The organism is Caulobacter sp. FG7 (assembly GCF_057808875.1).
Window position 1 is genome coordinate 84836 of the sequence record NZ_JBMDIW010000008.1, and the last position, 23837, is coordinate 108672.

A 23837-nucleotide genomic window follows, 5' to 3' on the forward strand; every position below is an offset into this window, starting at 1 on the left:
CGTCCTTCGACAGGCTCAGGATGAGGGTTTTCTAGCGCCGCGCCTGCCTTGGTCCTCACCCTGAGCTTGTCGAAGCATGTCCTCGGGCGAGCCGCGCCTGCGGCGCGACCCGATGGGGGCGGGGACCAAGCATCAGGCCGCCGGCAGTTCGCCCATGGCGCTCTGCAGGTAGTTCTGCTCGCCCAGCGACTTGATCAGCGACAGCTGGGTTTCGAGGTAGTCGATGTGCTCCTCGGTGTCGTTGAGGATCTCGCGCAGCAGTTCGCGGCTGATGTAGTCGCGGGCCTGCTCGCACTGGACGATGCCCGGCACCAGCAGTTCGCGGTTGAACAGTTCGATCGACAGGTCGGCGGCCAGGCATTCGGGCACGGTCTCGCCGATCTTCAGCTTGTGCAGGTCCTGCAGGTTGGGCAGGCCCTCGAGGAAGAGGATGCGGTTGATCAGCTTGTCGGCGTGCTTCATCTCGCCGATCGATTCCTGGTAGACGATCTGGCCGAGGCGCTTGAAGCCCCAGTTGTCGTGCATGCGGGCGTGCAGGAAATACTGGTTGACGGCCGTCAGCTCGTTGGTGAGCACAGCGTTGAGGACGCGGATAACGCCGGGATCGCCTTGCATGGCGGCCTCCTAAGGTTCGAGTTCGCCCGCACCCTTAGTCGCCTTTTTCAGCGCTTCAACAGTAATGTGTGCAAGTGTTTCGCAGCCTCACAGAAAAGCGTGAGAGTGCTTCGCGGTAACCTGAAATCGTCGACTTTGCGTCGCAGGAAACCTTACTCGGCGGCGTAAGCCAGAGCTTCCTGGGCTTCCTGAATCATCTGGCGCATCTCGCAGACGCACTTGGCGCACTGGGCCTGGCAGCCCTTGTGGCGGAAGATCTCGGCCGGACGAGTCGCGCCCGCGTCGATCGCGGCGCGGACTTCACGCTGGCGGATGCCGTTACAATTGCAGACGTACAAGAGAGGAACGCCCTACCGAATGATTGTCATTCTCATCTAACAGTTTTCCACCGGTTTGCAACTGACTCTCAGTCGAGTTACCGGCGGCGCGTCGCCGCAGGCGAGCCCTTCGACAGGCTCAGGATGAGGATCGGGGGCGGGCGATCTGAAACCCTCATCCTGAGCCTGCCGAAGGACGAGGTTTTCACGCTCCGCTGGCGGAGCTTCGTCCCCAAAGTCGCGCTGCGCGTCAAATCGGCGTAAAGGCGGCGCATGACGCTCGACTGCCGCCTCTATCTGATAACCCCGCCGTCCCTGCCGGACCTGGCCGCCTTCGGTCGCCAGCTGGCCCGCGCCCTGGAGGGCGGCGATGTCGCGGCTCTGCAGATCCGCCTCAAGGATGTGTCCGACGACGTGATCGCCGCCGCCGTGGAGGCCCTGTCGCCGATCGCCCGCGCCCGTGACGTGGCGGTGATCCTCAACGATCGTCCCGACCTCGCCGCGCGGCTCGACTGCGACGGTGTGCACGTGGGGCAGGGCGACACGCCCTATGCGGCCGCCCGCAAGCTGATGGGCAAGGACCGCATGGTCGGCGTCACCTGCCACGACAGCCGCCACCTCGCCATGGAGGCCGCTGAGGCCGGGGCCGACTACGTGGCCTTCGGGGCCTTCTTCCCGACCACCACCAAGGACGCGCCCATCGTCGCCGAGCCCGACATCCTGTCGATCTGGCAGGAGACGATGGAGGTTCCGTGCGTGGCCATCGGCGGGATCACGGCCGCCAACGCCGCGGGCCTGGCGACCGCCGGCGCCGACTTCCTGGCCGTCTCGGGCGGGGTGTGGGCGCATCCGGAAGGTCCGGACGCGGCCGTGGCGGCGCTGAACGCGGCGATCGCGCAAGGGCTCGCCGCCCGCGGCTAGCGCGCCTGCGAACGCGCATAACGACGTTCTCTTGCCGTGGTTGTGCGACAGGCATAGCGTCCTTCCCGCGAACCATAACGGGGAGGGACCGCCATGCAGAAGCGGCTCGTAGCGTGTTTGCTCAGCGTACCCATGCTGGTCCTGGCCGCCGTTCCGACGGCCGCCGAGACCTGGAAACCGGCCCCCGGCGAGGCCAAGACCTTCTATGACGCCGATTTCCTGAGGGTGGACGAGAAGTCCGGCCTGGTGGTGCTGCGCATCGCCGAAGGCAAGGGCGGCGGGCCGTACAAGGCCTGGCCGGCCGGCAAGGGCCCGATCATGCTGTTCGCCCTCGACTGCGCCGCCGACAAGTGGATGGATCTCGGCATGGACTTCGCCGGCGACAAGGGCCTGCCCAAGAACTGGCGGCAGGAAGCCAAGGTCGACGACATCTCCGGCGCGGCGGGCAAGGCCGGCAAGCTGGCCTGCGAGACGAAGGACAGCCTGCCGAAGACGCCGTTGCCCTGAGGGGGTCTTCTAAGGCGCCACCATCGCCAGCTTGTCGGGGTTGCGCATGGTGTAGACGGCGGCGATGCGGCCATCGACGATGTCCAGGCCCATGGTCTGGATGACGACGCCGGCGTGCGACAGCACCACGCCGGGCTGGCCGTTGATCCGCGCCAGGCGCACGGCCACGTCGTCGGGCTGGGGCCACTTGCGGGCGATGCCTTCGAGCAGGCGCACGGCGTTGTCGAGGCCGAACACCGGGTTCATGGTCGCCGAGGCCTTGCCGCCGCCGTCGGCATGCATGACCACGTCCTGCGCGAGGAGGCCTCGCAGGGTCGCGGCGTCGCCGCTCATCGCCGCGGCGATGAAGGCCTGCGTCAGGCGGCGCTCCTCGTCGGCGCTGGGCTTGTAGCGCGGCTTGCCGGCCTTGACGTGGTCGCGGGCCCGGGCGGCCAGCTGGCGCACGGCGGCCTCGGAGCGGTCGAGCGTGGCGGCGATCTCGGAAAAGGGCGTGTCGAACACGTCGTGCAGCAGGAAGGCCGCGCGTTCGAGCGGGGTCAGGCGCTCCAGCGCCAGCAGGAAGGCCACGGTCAGGTTCTCGCCCAGGCCGAAGGTCTCGTCGACATCGACCACGGGCTCGGGCAGCCATTCGCCGACATAGAGCTCGCGGCGGGCGCGGGCCGACTTGAGGCGATCCAGGCACAGGCGCGAGACCACGCGGTTGAGGAAGGCGCCGGGGTTGTCGACGCCGGCCTCGTCGACCTCGCGCCAGCGCAGCCAGGCGTCCTGCACCACGTCCTCGGCCTCGGCCCGCGAACCGAGCATGCGATAGGCCAGGCCGGTCATGGCGTGGCGGCGGCTTTCGAAGATCGTGTCGGCGGTGGTCATCGGCGTATCCCCAGGTGCTCGCCGACAGGACGAGGCCAGGGCGCCAGACGTGACACGGCCGCGAAGTTTTTTCCCGACAATTCCACGCCGCCGGGAGGAGGGGCCCGGCGGCGTGGCGGGGGAGGCCTTACTCAGCCGCGTTGGCGGCGGCCGAGCGCAGGGCGGCGTAGTCGGCGCGAGCCTGGCCCAGGGTCTCGGTGACGCACGAGGCGTAGTTGGGGTGGCGGCTGCTCTTCAGCGCCTTGACGCACACCTGGCGGGCGGCGCGGGTCAGCTCGTCGCTGACGGCGGCCGAGGACTTGCCGGTCACCGAGACGCGTTGCGAGGCGCCGCCCAGCAGGGTTTCGGCGGCGGCGGGTTGAGCCACGGCCAGAAGGGCGAAGGCGGCGGTGATCAGGGGGAGCTTGGTCATGGGGTCGTTCCTTGTTTGCGCTAAGGGGAGTTTGCGCGTGGCGCGACCCCTCGCTTTGCGCTGGATCAACCGCCGCCCTTAAAATTGACCGATCGGTCCCCTTTTTCAAGAGGGCTCGCCCAAGACGCGACAATCTGCCCCGCCTTGCCTTCCGCGAGGCTCGCGTCTAGTTTCCGCGCCCGCTCTTTCCCACTGCCATCGTCCGTCTCCCGCCGCCGCGCGTCTGCGCGCCGGTGCAGGGAATTCCATAGGATATCCGCCCGTGCCCACGCCTTCCGCCCTTCTCAACGTGATGATCGACGCCGCGCGCAAGGCCGCCCGGGGTCTGGCCCGTGACTTCGGCGAAGTCACCGAGCTGCAGGTTTCCAAGAAGGGCGCGGGCGACTTCGTGACCAACGCCGACCTCAAGGCCGAGCAGACCCTGTTCGAGATCCTCAGCAAGGCGCGTCCGGGCTACAGCTTCCTCGGCGAGGAGCGCGGCATGGTCGAGGGCACCGACAAGACCCACACCTGGATCGTCGACCCGCTGGACGGCACCACCAACTTCATGCACGCCATCCCGCACTTTGCGGTCAACATCGCCCTGCAGCGCGAGGGCGAGGTCGTCGCCGGCGTCACCTACAACCCGATCACCCACGACCTGTTCTGGGTCGAGAAGGGCCGTGGCGCGTTCCTCGGCGCCGAGAAGCGCCTGCGCGTCGCCGCCCGCAAGCACCTGGACGAGTCGGTGCTGGCCACCGGCGTGCCTTTCGTCGGCAAGCCCGGCCACGGCCAGTTCCTGAAGGAACTGCACCAGGTCAGCCAGAAGGTCGCCGGCGTGCGTCGCTTCGGCGCCGCCTCGCTCGACCTAGCCTGGGTCGCCGCCGGCCGCTTCGACGCCTATTGGGAACGCAATCTGAAGCCCTGGGACGTCGCCGCCGGCGTGCTGATGGTCCAGGAATCGGGCGGCAAGGTCACCACCATCGAAGAGCACGGCGACCCGGTGCAGGGCGCGTCGATCCTGGCCTCGAACCCCGAGCTGCACCCGCAGGTGCTCAAGGCCCTGCAAGCGGCCGGCTGAGGTCTTTCGCAAGGCTGGTTGGAAGGGGCTCCGGAATTTCCGGGGCCCTTTTCATTTGCGGATGAGCTTCTCTTCTTCGCTTCCCTCGCCCCTGTGGCGAGGGCCCATGCCGGCGACGGCTCAGATCCAGGTCGCCCTGTGGAGGTTTGAGCAGGCTGAACGATGGATCCTGGGCACAAGGCCCAGGAAGGCGGGAAACGGCGATCCAAAACCTGTTTGAACCTCGCCAAACCGTCACACCCGCGCGCTAATCAGCCGCCATGACCCTACTGACCCGCCGCGCCATGACGACCGCCGCCCTCGCTGGAACGATGGGCGCCAGCATGATCCCGACCATGGTCCGCGCCGGGGTGCGCAAGCCGGTGGTCATCGCCCATCGCGGCGCTTCTGGAGAGCGTCCGGAGCACACGCTGCTGGCCTACGGCCTGGCGGTCGAGCAGGGCTGCGACTTCATCGAGCCGGACCTGGTGGTCACCAAGGACGGCCACCTGGTGGTGCGCCATGAGAACGAGATCGGCGGCACGACCGACGTGGCGTCGCGCCCCGAGTTCGCGGCCCGCAAGGCGACCAAGACCATCGACGGCGAAAGCCTGACAGGCTGGTTCACCGAAGACTTCACCCTGGCCGAGATCAAGACCCTGCGCGCCCGCGAGCGGCTGCCGCAGCTGCGTCCGGCCAGCGCCGCCTTCGACGGCCAGGCCGGCGTGCTCACCTTCGACGAGGTGGTCGCCTTCGCTCGCGCCGAGAGCAAACGCGTGGGCCGCACGATCGGCGTCTATCCGGAGATGAAGCACCCGGCCTATTTCGCCTCTGTGGGCCTGCCCATCGAGGGGCGGATGATCGAGGCGCTGAAGCGCAACGATCTCAACTCCAAGACCGCGCCGGTGTTCGTTCAGTGCTTCGAGGTCGGGCCGCTGAAGACCCTGCGCCTGAAGACGCCCGCGCGCCTCGTCTTGCTGGTGGCGGGCGAGGGCGGTCCGGCCGATCAGCCGCACGTCAGGTACGCCGACCTGGTCACGCCCGAGGGCCTGAAGGGCGTGGCGGCCTATGCCGACGGCCTGGGTCCGGAAAAGACGATGGTCGTGCCGCAGGACAAGCAGGCCCTGTTGCCGGCGACCTCGCTGGTGAAGGACGCCCACGCCGCGGGCCTGCTGGTGCATCCCTGGACGGTGCAGGCCGAGAACTACTTCCTGCCGGCCACGCTGCGGCGGGGTAATGCCAGCGCCGCCGACTACCTGGCCCAGCGCGGCGATGTCACGGCGGTGCTGAAGGCGCTGTACGCCGCCGGCGTCGACGGGGTGTTCAGCGACTTCCCGGGCCTGGCGGTCGCCGCCCGCGGTTGACCACGACTTGGGCGAGACGGGCGTTTCCGCAACGCCGCTCGCCGGAACGTCACACGCAGGCGTTGCAATGGGCGCATGCTGGGCTTCCTGACCGGGAGGCCCGCATGACCCAGCCGTTCCAGCTTTCCCTGGCCCCGCGCCAGCTGACCCAGACCATCAATCCGTGGTCCTGGAGCTTCGGCGACTTTTCGCTGTTCACCGTCAATCTGGGCCAGTCGCGCAGCCCCGAGGTCGAGGCGCGCGTGCTGGACGAGGTGGGCAGCTACGGCCGCCAGATCGGCCGCATCAGCGAGGCGCTGCTGGCCCTGGTCGACTGGGCGCAGAGCCAGCCCGACGGCCCGTCCAGCCCCGCCTTCCAGGCCCTGCGCGACCAGGTGGCCCACGTGGCCCTGATCAAGAAGGCGGTCGAGGCCGAGACGGCGGCCGGCTAGCCGGCCTTGCGCAGGGCCTGCAGGCGGAAGCCGCCGCGCGTACCGGCGATGAAGCACAGCAGGGCGACCGTGCTCAGCAGCAGGCTGAAGGCGATCTGGAGCGGCGGCACGAGGCCCATGACGGCCTTGCCGCCGGCCAGGCCGAGGGCCGTGGTCAGCAGGCCGTAGGCCGCGAACAGCAGCATCATCAGCGGGATCATCCGCGTCAGCCGGCGCCATTGGACGAGGCCCAGCCAGACATAGACGAGCCCGATGACGATGGTGAAGCCGATGGTGGCCCAGGCCATGGTCGGTCCCATGGTCGCCAGCACCGCCTGGGTGACGGCCGGATCCCGGCCGGCGCTGTCGGCCAGGGCCGCTTCGCGCATCTTGGCCAGGTAGGTGTCGAACCGGAAGAAGATCATGGCCGCGCCGATGACGCTGCCGACGGCGGTCAGCCAGGCGCCGACCGCACCGGCGCGGGCCGCGTGCGTGGCGGTCTCCTCGTCTGGCAGCTTTGCGAACGGGTTCAGGCCGGCCAGCTTGTCGATCACGATACGCACCCCCAGGACGAAGGGCGCGAGCATTCGCCGCCCGCGCGCGCTTCGTCAACCAAGGGACGGGGCGATCAGGCGGCCTCGACGCCGAACTGCAGGCGGGCCAGGCGCGCATAGAGGCCGCCCTTGGCCACCAGGTCGGCGTGCGTGCCTTCCTCGACCACGCGGCCCTCCTCCATGACCACGATGCGGTCGGCCTGCAGCACGGTGGCCAGTCGGTGGGCGATGACCAGGGTGGTGCGGCCGCTCATGGCCGCGTCCAGGGCCTGCTGCACCAGCCGCTCGTTCTCGGCGTCCAGCGCGCTGGTGGCTTCGTCGAGCAGCAGGATCGGGGCCTGGCGCACCAGGGCGCGGGCGATGGCCAGGCGCTGGCGCTGGCCGCCCGACAGCGTCTTGGCGCGCTCGCCGACGGGCGTGTCGAAGCCCTGGGGCAGGGCGGTGATGAAGCCGGTGGCCTGGGCCGCGTCGGCGGCGGCGCGGGCCTCGTCCTCGGTGGCGTCGGCGCGGCCGAAGCGGATGTTGTCCATCGCCGAGCCCGAAAACAGCGGCGAGTCCTGGGCCACCAGCGCCATGGTCCCGCGCACCTCGGCGGGGGTGGCCTCGCGCAGGTCGACGCCGTCCAGGCGGATCGCGCCGCCCTGCGGGTCGTAGAAGCGCAGCAGCAGGCGCAGCACGGTGCTCTTGCCCGCGCCCGAGGGGCCGACCAGGGCGACGGTCTCGCCCGGCTTCACGGTCAGGGTAAAGCCGTTGAGGGCCGGAAGGTCCGGGCGGCCCGGATAGGCGAACGCCACGTCGCTGAAGGCGATCTCGCCGCGCACGGGCGAGGGCAGGGCCTTGGGCGCCTCTGGCGGTGCGATGCCGGGCCTGGCGTTCAGCAGCTCGGCGATGCGGTCCATGGCGCCCGACGCCTTCTGGACGTCGCCCCAGACCTCGCCCAGGGCGCCGACCGAGCCGGCGGCCATGATCGCCAAGAGGGCGAACTGGGCCAGGGTGCCCGGGGTCATCTCGCCCTTCAGCACGAGCTGGGCGCCGAACCACAGCAGGAGGGTGACGCCGCCGAAGGCCAGGGTGATGACTACCGAGGTCATCATGGCCCGCGCGCGGATGCGGCGCACTGAGGCGTCGAAGGCGGTCTCGACGGCCGAACCGAACCGGCGGTCGGCCTCGCGCTCGCGCACGAAGGCCTGGACGGTGTCCAGCGCGTCCAGGCTCTCGCCGGCATAGCCGACGGCGTCGGCGAAGCGGTCCTGGGCGGTGGCCGACAGTTTGCGGACGTTGCGGCCCATCAGGAACATCGGGGCCAGCACCACCGGCACCATCAGCACGATGAAGCCCGCCAGCTTGGGGCTGACCACGGCCATGTAGCCGAGGCCCCCCACGAGGCTGAGGGTGTTGCGGATGGCGATCGAGGCCGAGGCGCCGACCAGCTGGTCGATCAGGGTGACGTCGGTGGTCATCCGCGACAGCACCTCGCCGGTGCGGGTCTTGAGGAAATAGGCCGGGTCCAGCGACAGCACGTGGCCGTAGAGCGCGCGGCGCAGGTCGGCGACGACCCGCTCGCCCAGGCGCGTGACGAAGAAGAAGCGCGCGGCGGTGGCCACGGCCAGCACCAGGGCGACGCCGCCCAGCAGCAGGAAGGCGCTGTTGACCGAGCCGTGCGAGCCCTTGGCGAATCCCTTGTCGATCACCTCCTTGAAGGCGGCGGTCAGACCCAGGGTGGCGCTGGTCGAGAACAGCAGGAAGAACCCTGCCGCCAACGCGTCGCCGATGTGGCGGCGAACGAACGGCAGGAGGTGGGCGAGGGGCCGGATGTCCTTGCGGCGCGGGCGGCGGGCGGCCGCCTCGCTGAGGCTCTGGGCCAGTTCGGCGCCGGCGCCGGGGCGGCCGTCGGCCGAAATCTCGCCGCCGTTAACGTCGGTCATCAACTGGGTCCTTGCCAAAATCGCGCGGGTTCTTTATAGCCGCGCGTCTTCGAGGGCCACCCCGCTGGTGGTGCTCACCCACATTTCACGCCGCGCTCTAGTCGGTTGGACCGTCCGATGAAACAGAACATTCACCCCGACTACCACTTCATCACCGTCACCCTGACCGACGGCTCGAGCTACCAAACCCGCTCGACCTACGGCAAGGAAGGCGCGAACCTGGCGCTCGACATCGACCCGCGCACCCACCCGGCGTGGACCGGCGGCAACGCCCAGCTGATGGACCGTGGCGGCCGCGTCTCGCGCTTCAACGCCAAGTTCGCCGGTTTCACCGCGAAGAAGGCCTAAAGCCTCCAAGTCTCGCCGTAAGGGCGACGAAAAGCCGGCTCCGCGTTCGCGGGCCGGCTTTTTCTGTATCTGGGCTCTGGTTTGGTGATGTGGTCCTCGCCCCCATCGGGTCGCGCCGCCGGCGCGGCTCGCCCAAGGGCATGCTTCGACAGGCTCAGGGCGAGGACCGGTAGAGGCCGTGCGGTAGAAAACCTCATCCTGAGCTTGTCGAAGGACGAGGTTTTCGGTTCCAGCCTCAGCGCCAGGCGGTGGTTGTCTCGGCTTCCGGCTTGAACTCGAACTCGCCGTCGGTCGAAGCCGACAGGTCGCGCCAGGCGTCGAGCTCGCCCTGCAGGCTGTCGATCTTGGCCTGCACCATGCCAAGCGCGTCCGTGCCGGCGCACCAGCGGACGGGTGGCCGCTCTACGCCCGCCAGCGTCACCAGGGCCTGGCCCAGGCGCAGCGGATCGCCGGCCTGGTTGCGGCTGCGGGCGTCGTAGAAGGCCTTCAGGTCGGCGGCGACCTGGGCGTAGTCGTCGATGGCGTGCGAGGCGTGGCGCACCGAGGTCGGTTCCAGGAAGTCGGTGCGGAAGAAGCCCGGCTCGACCACCGTGACGTGGATCCCGAAGCGCCGGACTTCGCCGGCCAGGGACTCCGAGAAGCCCTCCACGGCGAACTTGGAGGCGCAGTAGAGCGTGCCGCTCTCGCCGCCGACGATGCCGCCCACCGAGGAGACGTTGAAGATCCGGCCCGAGCGCTGGGCGCGCATGGCCGGCAGCACGGCGCGGGTGACATGCATCAGGCCAAAGACGTTGGTGTCGTACTGGGCCTGGGCGTCGGCCGCGGTCGACTCCTCGAACACCGACAGGTGGCCGTAGCCGGCATTGTTGACCAGCACGTCGATGCGGCCAAAGCGGGCCAGGGCCGTGTCGACGGCGGCCTGCACCTGGTCGGGGCGGGTCACGTCGAGGGCCAGCGACAGCAGGTTGTCGGCGTCGGGGCCGAGGGTCTCGACCAGGGTCTGGCGGTTGCGGGCGGTGGCCACGACACGGTCGCCGGCGGCCAGGATGGCGCGGACGATGTCGGCGCCGAGACCGCGCGAGGCGCCGGTGACGAACCAGGTGCGGGGGGCGGGGGAAGTCATGGGGAAGCTCCTTCTGAGGAGCTTGCAGGATGAGCCGAGATCGGGCGGAGCCCGTAGACGGATGCCGCCAGCCTCTTGCACGATCCTGCCATCGAGGCGATCGTCGTTGCTCGGACAAGCCTTCAGCGGTTGAATGTCGCCATGAGCAAGTTGCCCGAACTCGTCGCCCTGGTGCGCAGCCATCTGGGAGCGGCCTCGACGGACGGCGTCGGTCCGCTGGTCCCGCCGGGCCTGCACCTGATCGCCAGCACGACCGTCACCGAGGCCCAGCAGCTGGTCTATGAACCCATGCTGTGCCTTATCCTAGACGGGTCCAAGACCACGACCCTGGGCGCCGAGAGCTATCCCTATCGCGCCGGGGAGTACCTGGTGGTGTCGGCCGACCTGCCGGTCAGCGGGCGAGTGATCGCCGCGCCCTACCTGGCCGTGGGGATCCCGCTGGATCCCGCCATGATCGCCGACCTGCTGGTCGAGGCGGGGGAGGTCGTGCCCGAGATCACGCCGACCCGCGCCCTGGCCGTCAGCCGGATGGACGACGAACTGATCGAGACGGTGATGCGGCTGGTTCGCCTGCTGGACCGTCCGCGCGAGGCGGCGGTGCTGGGCCCGATGGTGCGGCGCGAGCTGATGTGGCGGCTGCTGAACGGCGAGCGGGGCGGCATGATGCGCCAGATCGCCTCGTCGGGCGGCCGGCCGGACCAGGTGCGCCGGGCGATCCGCTGGCTGCGCGCGCACTATGCCGAGCCGATGCGGATCGAGACCCTGGCGCAGGTGGCGGGCATGAGCGAGACCTCGCTGCACCGGCACTTCAAGGCGGTCACCGCCATGAGCCCCCTGCAGTACCAGAAGCAGATCCGCCTGCAGGAGGCGCGCAACCTGCTGATGGTGCAGGGCCGCGACGTGGCGGGCGTGGGCTTCTCCGTCGGCTACGACAGCCCATCGCAGTTCAGCCGCGAATACGCGCGCCTCTACGGCCGGCCGCCGGGCCGCGACATGGCGCGCCTGCGGGCCGACCCTTCGCTCAGCGTGGCGGTTTAAGGGGGGGCGCTTCAGATCCTCCCCCTGAAGGGGGAGGTGGCCCGAAGGGCCGGAGGGGGAAGTATCTGACGAGGTCAGTGCGCCCCGAACAGCATCGGTCCCTTCCCCTTCAGTCGGCTTCGCCGACAGCTCCCCCTTCAGGGGGAGCATCAAGCGCCTCAGCGCGGCGGGGCGAAGCGGATGACGTTTTCGCCCAGGTAAGGCTCATCGGTCGCTTCGGGAGACGGCGCGAACAGCGGCTCCATGGCGTCGGCCGTGGCCGTGGGGCTCTCCGGCTTCTCGGGGGCCTTGGGGGCGGGCAGCAGGATGGGCATGCGCACCGAGACGCTGGTGCCCGCGCCCAGGCGGCTTTCGACATGCATCTCGCCGCCGTGCAGCTGGGCGAAGGCGCGCACCAGCGACAGGCCAAGGCCCGTGCCCCTGGCGCGCTGGTCGACGCCGCCGGCCTGCTCGTAGGGGCGTCCCAGGCGCTCGAGGTCCTCGGGGCTGATGCCGACGCCGGTGTCGGCCACCACGATCTCCAGCATGCCGTCATGACCGTCGGCGGTGACCGTCACCTGGCCGCCGCGCGGGGTGAACTTCAGGGCGTTGGAGACCAGGTTCAGCACGATCTGCTTGAGAGCCCGACGGTCGGCGTCGACGTCCAGTTCGCCGGGCGGCAGCACGCCGCGCAGCTGCACGCCCACGCTGTCGGCCTGCACGCGCAGCAGGCGCATAGCGGCGTTGACGGCCTCGCGGGCGTCGAACTCGCCGCGCGACAGCTCGAAGCGCTCGGCCTCGATCTTCGACATGTCGAGCACATCGTTGATCAGGTCCAGCAGGTGTCGGCCGCTCTCGTGGATCAGTTCGGCATATTCGCCGTAGCGGTCGGTCAGGGGGCCGAACATGCGGGCGCGCATGATGTCGGAGAAGCCCATGATCGCATTCAGCGGCGTGCGCAGCTCGTGGCTCATATTGGCCAGGAAGCGGGCGCGGCCGGCGGCCAGCTGCTCGGCGTCGGCGCGGGCCTGGTCCAGCTGCTGCACGTGGCGGGTCTCGGCGGTGACGTCGCGCAGCACGCCGACCAGCATGCCGGGACCGACCCGGCGCAGGGTCAGCGACAGGGTCTTTTCCGGGGCCTCGGCGGCCGGGAAGGTCAGGGTCGCCTGGTGTTCGCGCAGGGCCTGGCCCAGGGCGAAGTCGACGCGGGCGCGCTCGCCGGCGACGGCGGCGTGCGACAGGCCGTCGATCATGATCCTGTCCAGCGCCGCGCCTTCGGGGGCGACGCCGCGCACGGTGCGCACGCGCCCTTGCAGGGTGACGACGAAGGCCAGGAACGGCAGGCCGTCCAGCAGGGTGGACAGGGCCGTCAGCTCCGACAGGTTGCGCACGTCGCGCTCGCCGGCCCGGCGGTGGGTCAGCATCAGGCCGGCGGCGAGGCCAAGGCCGGTGGTGGCGACGGCCAGGAAGCCGAGGATGAAGGCGGTGGGACCCGTGGGTGGCGGCGGGGCCAGGCCCGACAGCTGGGTCAGGGCGGCCATGGCGCCGCCGATCAGGGCCAGGGCTGCGCCCTCGGCCAGGCGGCGGGGGGCGGCCAGGGTCGAGGCGGCGGCCACGGGCGCCAGGCACCAGGCGCTCATGGCGCCCGAGACGCCGCCGGTCAGGGCCGCGGCGATCGCGCCGCCGGCGGCCCAGCCGACCAGCAGCATGGATTGAGTGCGCTCGTCCTCGCTGTCGCCCAGCAGCAGGGCGGCGATGGCGGGCAGGGCGCCGGCCAGCAGGGCCGTCCAGATTGGCCAGCCCGTCGAGCCCGGGGTGAAGGCCACCGCACCGCCGGCCAGCAGGGCCGCGGCCAGCCAGCCCAGACGCCAGGCGCGCGCCGTCTCGCCCGCGCCGAGCGCGGGGCGAAAGGCGGCTTCATCCTGCCGCGGCTGCACCGGGTCGATGTCCAAGGGGGCGGGTCCGCCTCAAAAGGTTCGTTATTGGTGAATCCTAACCCCGCTTCGGCCGATCCCCCAAGCACGCACAATTGTGGGGCGACCAGCCGAGTCCAGCTTCTTGTGGACGGAAACGGTTTCGTAAGCGGGTTGGTTCAGGGTGGCACAGAATGCCTTTGCGGACAGAAGGTCCGGGAGTTTCCTATGTCTCAGACGGCGTCCGCGGACGCTTCGTTTACAGCCGAAGAGCCCGCCGAAAGCGTGGCCGGGGCTGATTCGCGCGGTGCGCAGCGGGGCGCCGAAGGCCCCACCGCGACGTTTCGCCGCGCCGCCGCCCGTGCGCGCCGCAAGGCCGCCCTCGACGATCAGAAGCGTTCCTTCCTGCGCATGGTCAGCCACGAGCTGCGCACGCCCCTGAACGCAGTCATCGGTTTCTCGGAAATTCTCGCCAGCGAGCTCTACGGCCCGCTCGGCTCGCCGCAATACAAGGAATACGCCAAGCTGGTGCACGAGAGCGGCCTGAAGCTGCTGAAACTCGTCAACCAGATCGTCGAGATCGCCCGCCTGGAAGGCCATGTCACCGACCTGGACGTCGCCGCCGAGCCGCTGGACGAGGCTGTCGAGGACGTGATGGCCCAGATGCGGGCCGAGTGCGAGGCGCGGGGCGTGGTCCTCAGCGCGCCGGACTTGGTGGGCATGCCGGGCGTGCTGTCCGATCGCCGAGGCCTGCGCACCATCCTTTCCAACCTGATGCAGAACGCCGTCGCCCATTCGCCGCGCGACGGGGTGGTGACCATCGAGGCCGAGCGCGTGGCCGGCGGCATGGTCGAGATCTCGATCCGCGACCAGGGCGAGGGCGTCGACGCCGCCGACCTGCCGCGCCTGCTGCGGCCGTTCGAGCAGGGCGGCGGCGCGTCTCTTACACGTACGGGCGAGGGGGTGGGACTTGGCCTGCCGATCGTCGACCTGCTGACCCGGGCGATGAACGGCTCGCTGCGCCTGAAGTCGGCGCCGGGGCAGGGTCTGACCGCGATCGTGAGCCTGCCCGGCGCCTGACGGCTTGCCCTTGATGACTTGCATGTGGGGCGCGGCCCGCCTAGATGCCGCGCCATGAGCACCAGCCCCATCGACGCCGCCCTCAACGACCTCGCCGACGAGTTCGAAATGCTCGGCGACTGGGAAGAGCGCTATCGCTACGTGATCGAGCTGGGCAAGGACCTCGAGCCGCTGACGGCGCAGGAGCATTCCGAAGAGAACAAGGTGCGCGGCTGCGCCAGCCAGGTGTGGCTGGTCACCGAGCCGCAAGGCGACGGAACCGTGCGTTTCCGCGGCGACAGCGACGCCCACATCGTCAGCGGGCTGATCGCCGTGGTGCTGCGGCTCTATTCGGGCGCCCAGGCCAGGGACATCGCCGCCTTCGACGCCTCGGCGGCCATGGCGCGCCTGGGGCTGTCGGAAGCGCTGTCTTCGCAGCGCTCCAACGGCCTCAAGTCGATGGTCGCCCGTATCCAGCGCGACGCGGCGGCCCTGGCGGCCTGAGGCCAAGCGCGTGAACCCTCGCCCTTCGACAGGCTCAGGGGGAGGGTCCATGTCGGGCCACGGCGCATGAATTCGACCTCCTCCTGAGCCTGTCGAAGGACGAGGTCGTCTCCTGGCGCCCTAGAAGAACCCGGCCCGATTGCCGATGAATACGATGGCCACGACGATCAGCAGAAGCTGGATCAGCCAGTTCACGGGCGAGGGGATCGGCGAGCGCTGGACGGCGTAGAGGGCCAGGCCCAGCAGCACGAGGGCGATGATGACGGTGATCAGGATGCTCATGGCCCGGTAACCCGCGTTATGCGCGCTTGGTTCCGGCCGTGCTTGAGCAGACCCGTCCGATCTTCTATGGCCCGCCCATGACCTCGACCTGGCGCATCGCCGCCCTCTACCGCTTCGCGACCTTCGACGACCCGGAAGCCATCCAGGCCGATCTGGCCAAGCTGTGCTGCGGGCTGAAGGTCAAGGGCACGCTGCTGCTGGCCCGCGAGGGGATCAACGGCACCATCGCCGGAACGCCGCAGGCGATCGACGCGGTCATCGCCCATATCCGCACCCTGCCGGGCTGCGAGACGCTGGAGCTGAAGTTCGCCGACGCCGACCATGCGCCGTTCCATCGGCTGAAGGTCAAGGTGAAGTCCGAGATCGTCACCCTGGGCGAACCCGACCTCGATCCGGCCCACAATCACGGCGTCCACGTCGATCCGGCCGACTGGAACGCCCTGATCGCGCAGGGCGACGTCATCGTCATCGACACCCGCAATGGCTACGAGGTCGATTGCGGCACGTTCGAGGGGGCGATCGATCCCAAGACGCGCAGCTTCGCCGACTTCCCCGCCTGGTTCGACGCCTTCCGCCAGACCTGGGATCCGGCCGCGCCGGCCCCCAAGGTGGCGATGTTCTGCACCGGCGGCATCCGCTGCGAGAAGTCGACGGCCCTGCTCAAGGCGCGCGGCGTCGAGGAGGTGTTCCACCTCAAGGGCGGGATCCTGAACTACCTGGAGACGGTGCCGCAGGACGAGAGCCTGTGGCGCGGCGAGTGCTTCGTGTTCGACGAGCGGGTGGCCGTCGGCCATGGCCTGTCGCAGGGGACGCACGCCCTTTGCCGCGGCTGCCGGATGCCGGTGTCGGAAGCCGACCGTGCTTCGCCGCTGTATGTCGAGGGTGTGGCCTGCCCGCGCTGTCACGACAGCCGCAGCGACGACCAGAAGGCCCGCTACGCCGAGCGCCAGCGCCAGGCCGCGCGGGCCCTGGAACTGGGCATCGACCATGTGGGGGCGAGCCTGCCGTCGAAACCTCCGCGCGAGGCCTGACGGATCGCCCTTGCCCGCACGGCGTTATCTCCGCGACCCCTTCACAAGGACATGGAGACAGACGCCATGGTCGCCTACGACCCCACGCTCAATCCCGGCCCGACCAACGGCGCCGGCCCGGCCCGCGCCCGCCAGAGCCTGATCGATACGCTGTCGGACAAGGTCTCGAACTTTCTGGACCATCAGTCCAAACCCGCCGATCCGCAGGCCCCGATCGCCGACTACGCCGTCGGTTCGCCGGCGAAGAAGCCGCTGACCATCGCCGGCCGTGAAGTCCACATCGGTGGCCGCACCGTGCCGCTGGCCGTCGCCGTGCTGGGCGGGGCGGTGCTGGCCGGCCTGCTGATCAACAAGCGCACGCGCGGCGCGGCGATCACCGCGGCCGGCACGGCCTGGACCTTCCTGCAATCGAAGAAACCGTAAGGCTCCGCTTCGAACCTTTTCCGGAGAGGCCGCGTTGCTGCGGTCTCTCCATTCGAAGCTCAGGGAGCCCAAGCATGGCCCATACGAACGAAGACCACATCAAGCTCGTCAACGGCCTGGTCGAGATCACCATCGACAGCGCCGACGGCTACGAGGAGGCCGCCAAGGACGCCGAAAGCAGCCGCTTCAAGACCCTGTTCCTGGCCCGCGCCCAGGAGCGTCGCGGCATCGTCTCGGACCTGCAGGCCGAGGTCCGCCGACTGGGCGGCACGCCCGACGACGACGGCAGCATCCTGGCCGCCGCCCACCGGGTGTTCCTCACTGTCCGAGACGCCCTGACCAAGGGCGACGAGGCGGTGGTCAAGACCGTCGAGGACGGCGAGGACCACATCAAGGCCAAGTACGAGAAGGCCCTGGGCGACGTGGACATCCAGCCGGAGACCCGCCGCGCCATCGAGGAGGCCTACGCCAAGGTCAAGGCCGGCCACGACCAGATGCGCGACATCAAGCACGCCATCGCGTCGTAAGGCGGATGCGTGGTCCTCGCCCTTCGACAAGCTCAGGATGAGGACCAAGCCTGGCGCCGCCACGACCAGGATCGTGCATTCCAAACCTCATCCCGAGCTTGTCGAAAGACGAGGTTTGGTTTCTCCGGCTCACGCCATTCCGTAATGCGCCGCAAGGCGCTGCAAGGCCGCCTTGAGGGCGGCCTTGCCCGTTCTGGGTTTCATGCCCAGGGCGACCTCGGTTCCTTGCAGCGAGGTGCCGGTGAGGCAGATCAGGGTCAGGATCGGCATGGCCTCCGCCCCCACCGCCTCCATGGCCCGGCCCAGGCGCTGGCGGGCGGCGTAGGCCCGTTCCATGGGCTCCAGCCGCGAACCGCCCCCCGAGCGCGGCGTCGGGTCCCAGCGCATGGTCAGGCGGCCGATGATCCCCGAGGCGTGGGCGTCGGCCGACAGCTTCTCGCCGGCGGCGTGCTCGGCCCGGGTGATGTGCTTGCGGTGCAGCAGCCAGTCCAGCGGCGCCTCGCCCAGGTTGGCGCGATGCGTGGTGGCGCGGCCGCCGGGCTCGACCACGGTCTTTTCGCCCTCGACGAAGCCCGGCCGCCCCGGCGACGGGGCAGGAGCCCTTGGCGACAGCCGCCAGCCGCCGTCCGGACGCGGCAGCAGCCTTTCCGATAGCTTGCGGAAGGCGACCTCGTCGATCACCAGCATCGGGCGGCGGCCGCGGGCGAAGCGGATGGCGTAGGCCAGGCCCCTGGCCTCGATCACCGAGCCGGCGCGGGCCAGCAGGCGGGCGGCGCGGTCGGCCAGATGCTCGGCCTCCAGGTCGCTCTCGAGAATGCCGGCGGCGTTCATCGGCCAAGCCCCGCGCGCTGGAACTCGATGCCGGCCAGGTCGGGAATGGTCTCGGGCGCCTGGCGTACGCAGGCCTCCAGCGCGGTCATGCGAGCGTCGAACACCCGGTCTTCGCGCAGGTCCTCGATGCGGTGGCAGGCGTGGGCGCAGGTGGTGCGGTCGCGGCCGAAGGCGAAGGCCACCCGGTTCAGCGGCCAGTGGAAGATCACGTGCGCCAGATAGATCGAGATCTGCCGGGCGCGGGCGGCCGCCTTGTTGGTGCGCTTGTCCGAGGCGATGTCGATCGGCGCGACGCCGGTGGCCAGGGCCACGGCGTGGGTCACGAAGGCGGCGGCCAGCCGGTCGCGACGCGGGTCGGGCGAGATCGCCCAGGCTTCCTCCAGGATTTGAGCGAGCATGATGGTCCCTCAAGAGCGGCGCCCCCAGTGACGCCCATGAGCATCAGCCTAGGCTGATATTCCTCTTGTAGGATAACTTTCCTATTTCGCGCGTCCAGCGAAAATCTAAACCACTGATTGTATTGCCTGGAGTGGTCGCCTATCCCCGTCCGCCGACGGGGATAGGCCCCTTCGTCAGGGCTGGCCGGGCGCCGGAGCAGCGTTGGCCGCCGGCGGGTTGGGCTTGAGCAGTTCGGCCTCGATGGCCACCAGCACCTCGTCGCCGACCCCCATGGTCGAGCCCGGTTGCGGCACGCCGTAGGAAACGCCGAAGTCCGAGCGCTTGAAGCTGCCGGTCAGCGAGAAGCCGATGCGGGCGTTGGGGTCCATCGGCGGATAGCCGGTGTAGCCGCCGTTGAACCTGGCCTTCAGGGTCACGGGCTTGGTCACGCCGTGCAGGGTGAGGTCGCCGGTGACGTCGGCGGTGTCGTCGCCGGTCTTGGCGACCTTGGTCGAGCGGAAGGTGATGGCCGGGTACTTGGCCGCGTCCAGCCATTGCGGGCCCAGAAGCTCCTCGGTGAAGCCCTTGGGCGGGGCGGGCAGCAGCAGCGAGGCGGTCTTGATGCTGGCTTCGATATGGGCGCTCTCGACCGCCTTCGGGTCGAGGGTCAGCTTGGCGTCGAAGTCGGAGAAGCGGGCCGTGTACCAGGAAAAGCCCAGGTGGTTGACCTTGAAGCTGAGGTCGGCGTGGGTCTTGTCCAGCGTGTAGTCGCCGGCCGGCAGGTCCGCCGGCGGCTTGGCGGCCTCGGCGGTGGCGGCGCTTTCGCTGGCCGGTTTGGCCGGAGCGTCGCTCTTGGCCGCCTTCTGGTCGGAGCAGGCCGAGAGCGCCAGCAGCAGGGCGCCGCCGATCGCGAGCTTCGAGGCGTAGGACATGAAACCTCCCTTTTTATTCAGGCGGGAGGTTCGGCCCGGGGTGAGCGTCGGGTCAACCCCGGGCCGTGGCTCAGCTTGTCATTACTTTTTCCGCGCGGCGATCCAGGCGTCGGTGCGCGCCTCCAGCACCGCCAGCGGCGTGGAGCCGCCCAGCAGGACGAGATCGTGGAAGGCCCGCTCGTCGAACTTCGGGCCCAGGGCGGTTTCGGCGCGCTTGCGCAGCTCCAGGATCTTCAGCTCGCCGATCTTGTAGGACAGGGCCTGGCCGGGCCAGGAGACGTAGCGCTTCAGTTCGACCTCGATATTGGTCGAGGACAGGGCGCTGTTCTCGGTGAAGCAGGCGCGGGCCTGTTCCAGGCTCCAGCCCTTCCAGTGCATGCCGGTGTCGGCCACCAGCCGGCAGGCGCGCCACATCTCGTAGGACAGGCGGCCAAACAGTTCGTAGGGGTCGCGATAGATCCCCATCTCCTCGCCCAGCCATTCTGAATAGAGCCCCCAGCCCTCGCCGAAGGCGCTGAAATAGAGGTTCTTGCGGAACTCGGGGCCGGCCTGCTCCTGGGCCAGCGAGGTCTGGACGTGGTGGCCCGGCGCGCCCTCGTGCAGCACCAGGGCCGGCAGTTCATAGAGCCCGCGCTGGTCGAGGTCGGAGGTGTTGATCATCAGCCCGCCGGCGCGACCGGCTTTCGGGTCGCCGCCGAAATAGCGGCCGGTGGTGTAGCCCTTCTCGATGCTGGCCGGCACCGGGCGCACGCCGTAGGTCAGGCGCGGCAGGGTCCCGAAGTGGGCCGGCAATTGGTCGTCGGCGCGCTTGGCGATCTCGCTGGCCTTCTCCAGCAGTTGCTGGCGGCTGGTGGCGTAGAAGCGCGGATCGGTGCGCAGGAAGGTCAGGAAGGCCGGCAGGTCGCCCTTGAAGCCGGCCTCCTTCATCACCGTCTCCATCCGCGCGCGGATGCGGGCCACCTCGGCCTGGCCGATCTCGTGCACCTGGTCGGGGGTCATGTCGGTGGTCGTGTAGCGCTTGACCAGGAAGGCGTAGTAGCGCTTGCCGTCGGGCAGGTCGCCGGCCGCCAGGCTCTTGGCGGACTTGGGCAGGTACTCGTCCTGCATGAAGGCGACGAAGCTGGCGCGGGCGGGGGCGACCTTGGCCTTCAGCACGGCCTCGCCTTCGGCGATCAGTGCGGCCTTGCGTTCGGCCGGCACGCTGGCGGGCAGGGCGCGCAGCGGGGCCAGCAGCGGATCCTCGGAGGGCGGCGTGGCGGCGGTGCGCTGGGCGCGTTCCAGCACCGACTGGGCGGTCATCCGGGTATGGACGAAGCCGGTGGCGATCCCGCGCCGGGCCTCGGCGATGTTGGCGGCGTACCAGTCGGGCGCCTGGGCCAGCAGGGCGATCCACTTCCTGGCCTCGTCCTCGGTCTTCAGGCGGGCGCTGCTGGCGCGGTAGAGCAGGGCGACGTCGAAGCCGCCGTCGCTGCTGAACGGCATGCGGCTTTCGTCGAACGACAACCCCGTGAGCTTGTCGTCGAGGCTCCAGGCGAGGATCTGGCGGGTCAGCTTCTCGTCGTCGGACAGGCCGGCCGCGTCGACCTCGCCCAGCAGGGCCTTGGCCTTCTCGTACTTGGCCTTGCGGTCGGCGTCGGCCTTGGGACCGACCGGCGGCAGGCGCCAGCGGGCGGCGTCCGAGCCGCTTTCCTCGTCGTCGATGGCCGAGACCGATTCATAGGCCTTCACGGCCTCGGTCAGGCGAGCCGAAGCGGTCGGGGCGGCCGCATGCGCGCCGCTCGCCAGCAGCACGGCCGACAGGGCCGCGCCGGCGGCGAGGCGGAGAAGATGATGACGCATGTACGCTCCCCGGAATTATCCGACGGGAGGTTAGAGCAGGATTTGCCGCCGGGCCAAACGGCCCCGCTTCGCATCCGGATCAGAATGTGAGGAAGGAAAAGAAAATGGAGCGGGCGAAGAGATTCGAACTCTCGACATCCACCTTGGCAAGGTGGCGCTCTACCACTGAGCTACGCCCGCGCACCGATTTTCTTGTCTCGTCCATCCGTCTCCCGAGGGGAGGGAATGGAGCGGGCGAAGAGATTCGAACTCTCGACATCCACCTTGGCAAGGTGGCGCTCTACCACTGAGCTACGCCCGCATCGAAGAGGCTGAAAGCAGCGCCCCGCGACGAGGAGGCGGCTTATGGCAGAGCGTTCCGTGCTTGGCAAGCACTGTCGCGCAACTTCATTGGGGATGAATGCCGCACTTGCGGAAAGCCCCGTTTCGACGGCTCATTGGTCCCTTGGATTTGAGGGCGGGGCTCTGGGTTTGCGTCTGTTCGTGTTCGGATTGGGCTATGTCGGCGCCGCCTTCGCCGAATCTCTGGCCGCGCGCGGCTGGTCGGTCAGCGCCACGGGGCGCACGCCGCAGGCGCGGGCCGCCGTCGAGGCCCTGGGCTTTTCCGCCGTCGATCCCGACGACAAGGCCGCCATGATCGAAGCGATGCGCGGCGTGAACGCGGTGCTGGTGACCTCGCCGCCCACGGGCGAGGGCTGTCCGGCGCTTGAGGCGGTGATTCCCGCCCTGGCCGCCGCCGAGGCCTTCCCCGACTGGATCGGCTATCTGTCCACGACGGGTGTCTATGGCGACTTCGATGGCGGCTGGGTGTTCGAATCGAGCCCGCTGAAGGCCCAGTCGGTCGAGGGCGCGCGCCGGGTCGGCGCCGAGCGCGACTGGCGCCAGGTGTGCCGCGGCATGGGCCTGACGATCGCCACCTTCCGCCTGCCGGGCATCTACGGCCCCGGCCGCAGCGCCTTCGATCGCCTGAAGGCCGGCGAGGGCCGCCGCATCGTCAAGCCAGGCCAGGTGTTCAGCCGCGTGCACCGCGACGACATCGTCTCGGGCCTGCTGGCCTCGCTGGAGCGGCCGCGCGCCGGGGCGGTCTACAATCTGTGCGACGACGAGCCCGCCCCGCCGCAGGACGTCATGGAGCACGCCGCCCGCCTGTTGGGCGTTCCGGTCCCGCCGGACCTGCCGTTCAACGCGCTTGGCCTGTCGCCGGCCACCCGCCGCTTCTATGCCGAGAACAAGCGCGTCTCGAACGCGCTGGCCAAGGCCGAGCTGGGCTGGCGGCCGGCCTATCCGACTTACCGTGAAGGCCTCGCGGCGATTCTGGCGGGCGGCGGCTGAGGTCTATTTCTTGGCTGTCGCGGCGGCCTCTTCGCGCGCCTGGACGCGCTTGCTGATCTCCTGGATCGTCGTGCCGCGATTCTGCAGTTCCCCGCCGCAGCGCACCAGCATGGCGCGGGTGTCGGCCTCGGTCAGGCCCTGGCTGACGGCGAACATCTGGTCCTCGATCTCCTTGTCCGACAGCTTGGCGTCGACGCGGCCCATGAAGTAGAGGGCGCCCATCTGGCCGATCTGCTTGACGCTCTCGTCGTCGCTGGCGGCCAGCAGCGAGGTGGCCACGAAACAGCGGAGATCATCGCTGGCCGAAGCCGCCGGCGCCTGGGCCTGGGCGCTGGACGCGATGGACAGCGCGACGCCCAGGGCGGCCGCGATGGAAAACTTCTGAAGACGCATGGAACCCCCACTTCAACTCGAGGCCGAATCGACCTGGGCGCGAGCTTGGCCATGCGGGGCGAGCCCGGGCAATGGCCTTGCGCGGTCAGTCCTCGTCGTCGCCCAGATCCGCCGCCGCCCAGGCCGCGGCCGGGGCCTGACCGGCCGACCGGGCGGCGGCCGCACGGGCCAGGCGACGGGCCACCGGGTCGTCTTCGACGGGCGTGGCCAGCACGCGGGCCTCGGCCACGGCCGCCACTAGGCGCTCCAGGTCCTGAGGACGCGACAGGCGGTGGTCGCCGTCCTTGATCAGCGAGAAGACGACGTCCTGGCTGGTCAGGCCGTTGGCCAGCTCCAGGGCGTGGGTCCACGGCACGTCGGCGTCGGCCCCGCCTTGCAGCACGCGCACCGGGACGTCGATCGGCACGGGTCCGGGCAGGATCGACCAGCGGGCCCCGTCCTCCAGCAGGTCGCGGGTGATGGCGTAGCCGCCGTCGTCGTATTCCGAGGGGCGGATCCAGAAGCCGTCGCGGGCGATCGCGGCCTTGGCCTCGTCGGACAGGTCGGGTTCCATCAGCTTGTCGGTGAAGTCGGGGGCGGGGGCGATCAGCACCAGGGCCTTCACCCGCTCGGGCCGGGCGATGGCCGCCAGGCAGGCCAGCCAGCCGCCCATCGACGAGCCGACCAGCACCAGCGGGCCCTCGGTCAGGTCGTCGATGACGGCCAGGGCGTCGGCGCGCCAGCGGCTGATCGTGCCGTCCTTGAAGGCGCCCGACGATTCGCCGTGGCCGAAATAGTCGAAGCGGACATAGGCGCCGCCTGTCGCCAGGGCCTGGTCGGCCAGGATCTGGGCCTTTGTGCCGGTCATGTCGGAGTGGAAGCCGCCCAGCCACACCACCGTGGGGCCTTCGCCGTCGATCCTGCGGTACGCGAGACGCTGATTTTCCTCGCGCGGGTGGAAATCGCGGACTTCGGTCATGGCGCGGCCTTGTTCG

Annotated in this window: 28 protein-coding genes and 2 tRNA genes; 13 read left to right on the top strand and 17 right to left on the bottom strand. The window is 69.7% G+C overall.

Annotated features, from left to right (window positions below; genetic code table 11):
• Positions 1–132 precede the first annotated feature (132 nt).
• Together bfr and ACODR1_RS08620 are read right to left on the bottom strand one after the other, a co-directional pair.
• On the bottom strand, positions 133–615 hold the full coding sequence (gene bfr, locus ACODR1_RS08615) for a bacterioferritin (RefSeq protein WP_058349593.1): 483 nt from the start codon (positions 613–615) through the stop codon (positions 133–135).
• A gap of 152 nt (positions 616–767) precedes the next feature.
• Positions 768–953 carry a (2Fe-2S)-binding protein gene (locus tag ACODR1_RS08620; RefSeq protein ID WP_058349592.1) on the bottom strand — a complete coding sequence of 62 codons (186 nt, stop codon included), beginning with the start codon at positions 951–953 and terminating at the stop codon, positions 768–770.
• 252 nt (positions 954–1205) lie between these two features.
• Between ACODR1_RS08620 and thiE the strand changes: the two genes are divergently transcribed.
• Both thiE and ACODR1_RS08630 read left to right on the top strand, forming a co-directional pair.
• On the top strand, positions 1206–1853 hold the full coding sequence (gene thiE, locus ACODR1_RS08625; RefSeq protein ID WP_488880076.1) for a thiamine phosphate synthase: 648 nt from the start codon (positions 1206–1208) through the stop codon (positions 1851–1853).
• A gap of 93 nt (positions 1854–1946) precedes the next feature.
• Positions 1947–2360 carry a hypothetical protein gene (locus tag ACODR1_RS08630; RefSeq protein WP_488880077.1) on the top strand — a complete coding sequence of 138 codons (414 nt, stop codon included), beginning with the start codon at positions 1947–1949 and terminating at the stop codon, positions 2358–2360.
• A gap of 9 nt (positions 2361–2369) precedes the next feature.
• Here ACODR1_RS08630 and ACODR1_RS08635 read toward each other — a convergent pair whose 3' ends face one another.
• Both ACODR1_RS08635 and ACODR1_RS08640 read right to left on the bottom strand, forming a co-directional pair.
• Positions 2370–3227, bottom strand: coding sequence for a sigma-70 family RNA polymerase sigma factor (locus ACODR1_RS08635; protein WP_488880078.1), 858 nt, complete (start codon positions 3225–3227; stop codon positions 2370–2372).
• A 127-nt stretch (positions 3228–3354) separates the two neighbouring features.
• On the bottom strand, positions 3355–3639 hold the full coding sequence (locus tag ACODR1_RS08640; protein ID WP_488880079.1) for a hypothetical protein: 285 nt from the start codon (positions 3637–3639) through the stop codon (positions 3355–3357).
• Positions 3640–3901: 262 nt separating this feature from the next.
• Between ACODR1_RS08640 and ACODR1_RS08645 the strand changes: the two genes are divergently transcribed.
• The 3 genes from ACODR1_RS08645 (at position 3902) to ACODR1_RS08655 (ending at position 6473) form a co-directional block, all read left to right on the top strand.
• Positions 3902–4699: an inositol monophosphatase family protein gene (locus ACODR1_RS08645; RefSeq protein WP_165799375.1), complete on the top strand. Its 798-nt coding sequence runs from the start codon at positions 3902–3904 to the stop codon at positions 4697–4699.
• 260 nt (positions 4700–4959) lie between these two features.
• Positions 4960–6042, top strand: coding sequence for a glycerophosphodiester phosphodiesterase (locus ACODR1_RS08650; protein ID WP_488880080.1), 1083 nt, complete (start codon positions 4960–4962; stop codon positions 6040–6042).
• Positions 6043–6146: 104 nt separating this feature from the next.
• Positions 6147–6473, top strand: coding sequence for a hypothetical protein (locus ACODR1_RS08655; RefSeq protein WP_488880081.1), 327 nt, complete (start codon positions 6147–6149; stop codon positions 6471–6473).
• On the opposite strand, the gene ACODR1_RS08660 is transcribed toward ACODR1_RS08655, so the two are convergent.
• Together ACODR1_RS08660 and ACODR1_RS08665 are read right to left on the bottom strand one after the other, a co-directional pair.
• Positions 6470–7039 (bottom strand): hypothetical protein, encoded by a 570-nt coding sequence (locus tag ACODR1_RS08660; protein ID WP_488880082.1) that lies wholly within the window; start codon positions 7037–7039, stop codon positions 6470–6472. The genes ACODR1_RS08655 and ACODR1_RS08660 overlap by 4 nt on opposite strands.
• A gap of 41 nt (positions 7040–7080) precedes the next feature.
• Positions 7081–8934 (bottom strand): ABC transporter transmembrane domain-containing protein, encoded by a 1854-nt coding sequence (locus ACODR1_RS08665; protein ID WP_488880083.1) that lies wholly within the window; start codon positions 8932–8934, stop codon positions 7081–7083.
• Positions 8935–9048: 114 nt separating this feature from the next.
• Here ACODR1_RS08665 and rpmE point away from each other — a divergent pair, with 114 nt between their 5' ends.
• Entirely contained in the window at positions 9049–9279 is a 231-nt protein-coding gene (gene rpmE, locus ACODR1_RS08670) for a 50S ribosomal protein L31 (RefSeq protein WP_058349579.1), read from the top strand.
• Between the two features lie 235 nt (positions 9280–9514).
• On the opposite strand, the gene ACODR1_RS08675 is transcribed toward rpmE, so the two are convergent.
• Complete coding sequence (locus ACODR1_RS08675; protein WP_488880084.1) at positions 9515–10402, bottom strand: oxidoreductase; 888 nt, start codon at positions 10400–10402, stop codon at positions 9515–9517.
• Positions 10403–10543: 141 nt separating this feature from the next.
• On the opposite strand from ACODR1_RS08675, the gene ACODR1_RS08680 reads away from it, so the two are divergent.
• Entirely contained in the window at positions 10544–11440 is an 897-nt protein-coding gene (locus ACODR1_RS08680; RefSeq protein WP_488880085.1) for an AraC family transcriptional regulator, read from the top strand.
• 158 nt (positions 11441–11598) lie between these two features.
• Here ACODR1_RS08680 and divJ read toward each other — a convergent pair whose 3' ends face one another.
• Positions 11599–13371, bottom strand: coding sequence for a cell cycle sensor histidine kinase DivJ (divJ, locus tag ACODR1_RS08685; RefSeq protein WP_488880086.1), 1773 nt, complete (start codon positions 13369–13371; stop codon positions 11599–11601).
• Positions 13372–13560: 189 nt separating this feature from the next.
• Between divJ and ACODR1_RS08690 the strand changes: the two genes are divergently transcribed.
• The gene (locus tag ACODR1_RS08690) at positions 13561–14412 is read left to right on the top strand and encodes a sensor histidine kinase (protein ID WP_488880087.1); all 852 of its coding nucleotides are present in this window, start codon (positions 13561–13563) and stop codon (positions 14410–14412) included.
• 54 nt (positions 14413–14466) lie between these two features.
• On the top strand, positions 14467–14895 hold the full coding sequence (locus ACODR1_RS08695; protein WP_488880088.1) for a SufE family protein: 429 nt from the start codon (positions 14467–14469) through the stop codon (positions 14893–14895).
• A gap of 120 nt (positions 14896–15015) precedes the next feature.
• On the opposite strand, the gene ACODR1_RS08700 is transcribed toward ACODR1_RS08695, so the two are convergent.
• Positions 15016–15177, bottom strand: coding sequence for a hypothetical protein (locus ACODR1_RS08700; protein WP_165799372.1), 162 nt, complete (start codon positions 15175–15177; stop codon positions 15016–15018).
• 77 nt (positions 15178–15254) lie between these two features.
• Here ACODR1_RS08700 and trhO point away from each other — a divergent pair, with 77 nt between their 5' ends.
• From trhO to ACODR1_RS08715, 3 genes are all read left to right on the top strand, one after another.
• Entirely contained in the window at positions 15255–16208 is a 954-nt protein-coding gene (gene trhO, locus ACODR1_RS08705; protein WP_488880164.1) for an oxygen-dependent tRNA uridine(34) hydroxylase TrhO, read from the top strand.
• A 66-nt stretch (positions 16209–16274) separates the two neighbouring features.
• A complete protein-coding gene (locus ACODR1_RS08710) occupies positions 16275–16631 on the top strand; it encodes a hypothetical protein (RefSeq protein ID WP_488880089.1) in 357 nt (118 codons plus the stop codon).
• Positions 16632–16705: 74 nt separating this feature from the next.
• Positions 16706–17158, top strand: a complete 453-nt coding sequence (locus ACODR1_RS08715; protein ID WP_488880090.1) for a PA2169 family four-helix-bundle protein — start codon at positions 16706–16708, stop codon at positions 17156–17158.
• Between the two features lie 129 nt (positions 17159–17287).
• Here the strand turns inward: ACODR1_RS08715 and ACODR1_RS08720 are convergent, their stop codons facing one another.
• The 6 genes from ACODR1_RS08720 to ACODR1_RS08745 all read right to left on the bottom strand — a co-directional run bounded on the left by ACODR1_RS08720 (position 17288) and on the right by ACODR1_RS08745 (position 21439).
• Positions 17288–17989 (bottom strand): DUF6456 domain-containing protein, encoded by a 702-nt coding sequence (locus ACODR1_RS08720; RefSeq protein ID WP_488880091.1) that lies wholly within the window; start codon positions 17987–17989, stop codon positions 17288–17290.
• Positions 17986–18387, bottom strand: coding sequence for a helix-turn-helix domain-containing protein (locus tag ACODR1_RS08725; RefSeq protein ID WP_488880092.1), 402 nt, complete (start codon positions 18385–18387; stop codon positions 17986–17988). The genes ACODR1_RS08720 and ACODR1_RS08725 overlap by 4 nt, the downstream gene beginning before the upstream one ends.
• 174 nt (positions 18388–18561) lie before the next feature.
• A complete protein-coding gene (locus tag ACODR1_RS08730) occupies positions 18562–19299 on the bottom strand; it encodes a YceI family protein (protein ID WP_488880093.1) in 738 nt (245 codons plus the stop codon).
• A gap of 81 nt (positions 19300–19380) precedes the next feature.
• Entirely contained in the window at positions 19381–21138 is a 1758-nt protein-coding gene (locus tag ACODR1_RS08735; RefSeq protein WP_488880094.1) for a DUF885 domain-containing protein, read from the bottom strand.
• A gap of 105 nt (positions 21139–21243) precedes the next feature.
• Positions 21244–21318, bottom strand: a tRNA-Gly gene (locus ACODR1_RS08740).
• Positions 21319–21364: 46 nt separating this feature from the next.
• Positions 21365–21439 (bottom strand) — tRNA-Gly (locus tag ACODR1_RS08745).
• 170 nt (positions 21440–21609) lie between these two features.
• Here ACODR1_RS08745 and ACODR1_RS08750 point away from each other — a divergent pair.
• The gene (locus ACODR1_RS08750) at positions 21610–22470 is read left to right on the top strand and encodes an SDR family oxidoreductase (RefSeq protein ID WP_488880095.1); all 861 of its coding nucleotides are present in this window, start codon (positions 21610–21612) and stop codon (positions 22468–22470) included.
• Between the two features lie 3 nt (positions 22471–22473).
• Here the strand turns inward: ACODR1_RS08750 and ACODR1_RS08755 are convergent, their stop codons facing one another.
• Both ACODR1_RS08755 and ACODR1_RS08760 read right to left on the bottom strand, forming a co-directional pair.
• Positions 22474–22863, bottom strand: a complete 390-nt coding sequence (locus ACODR1_RS08755; protein WP_488880096.1) for a hypothetical protein — start codon at positions 22861–22863, stop codon at positions 22474–22476.
• An 85-nt stretch (positions 22864–22948) separates the two neighbouring features.
• On the bottom strand, positions 22949–23821 hold the full coding sequence (locus tag ACODR1_RS08760) for an alpha/beta fold hydrolase (RefSeq protein WP_488880097.1): 873 nt from the start codon (positions 23819–23821) through the stop codon (positions 22949–22951).
• Positions 23822–23837 lie beyond the last annotated feature (16 nt).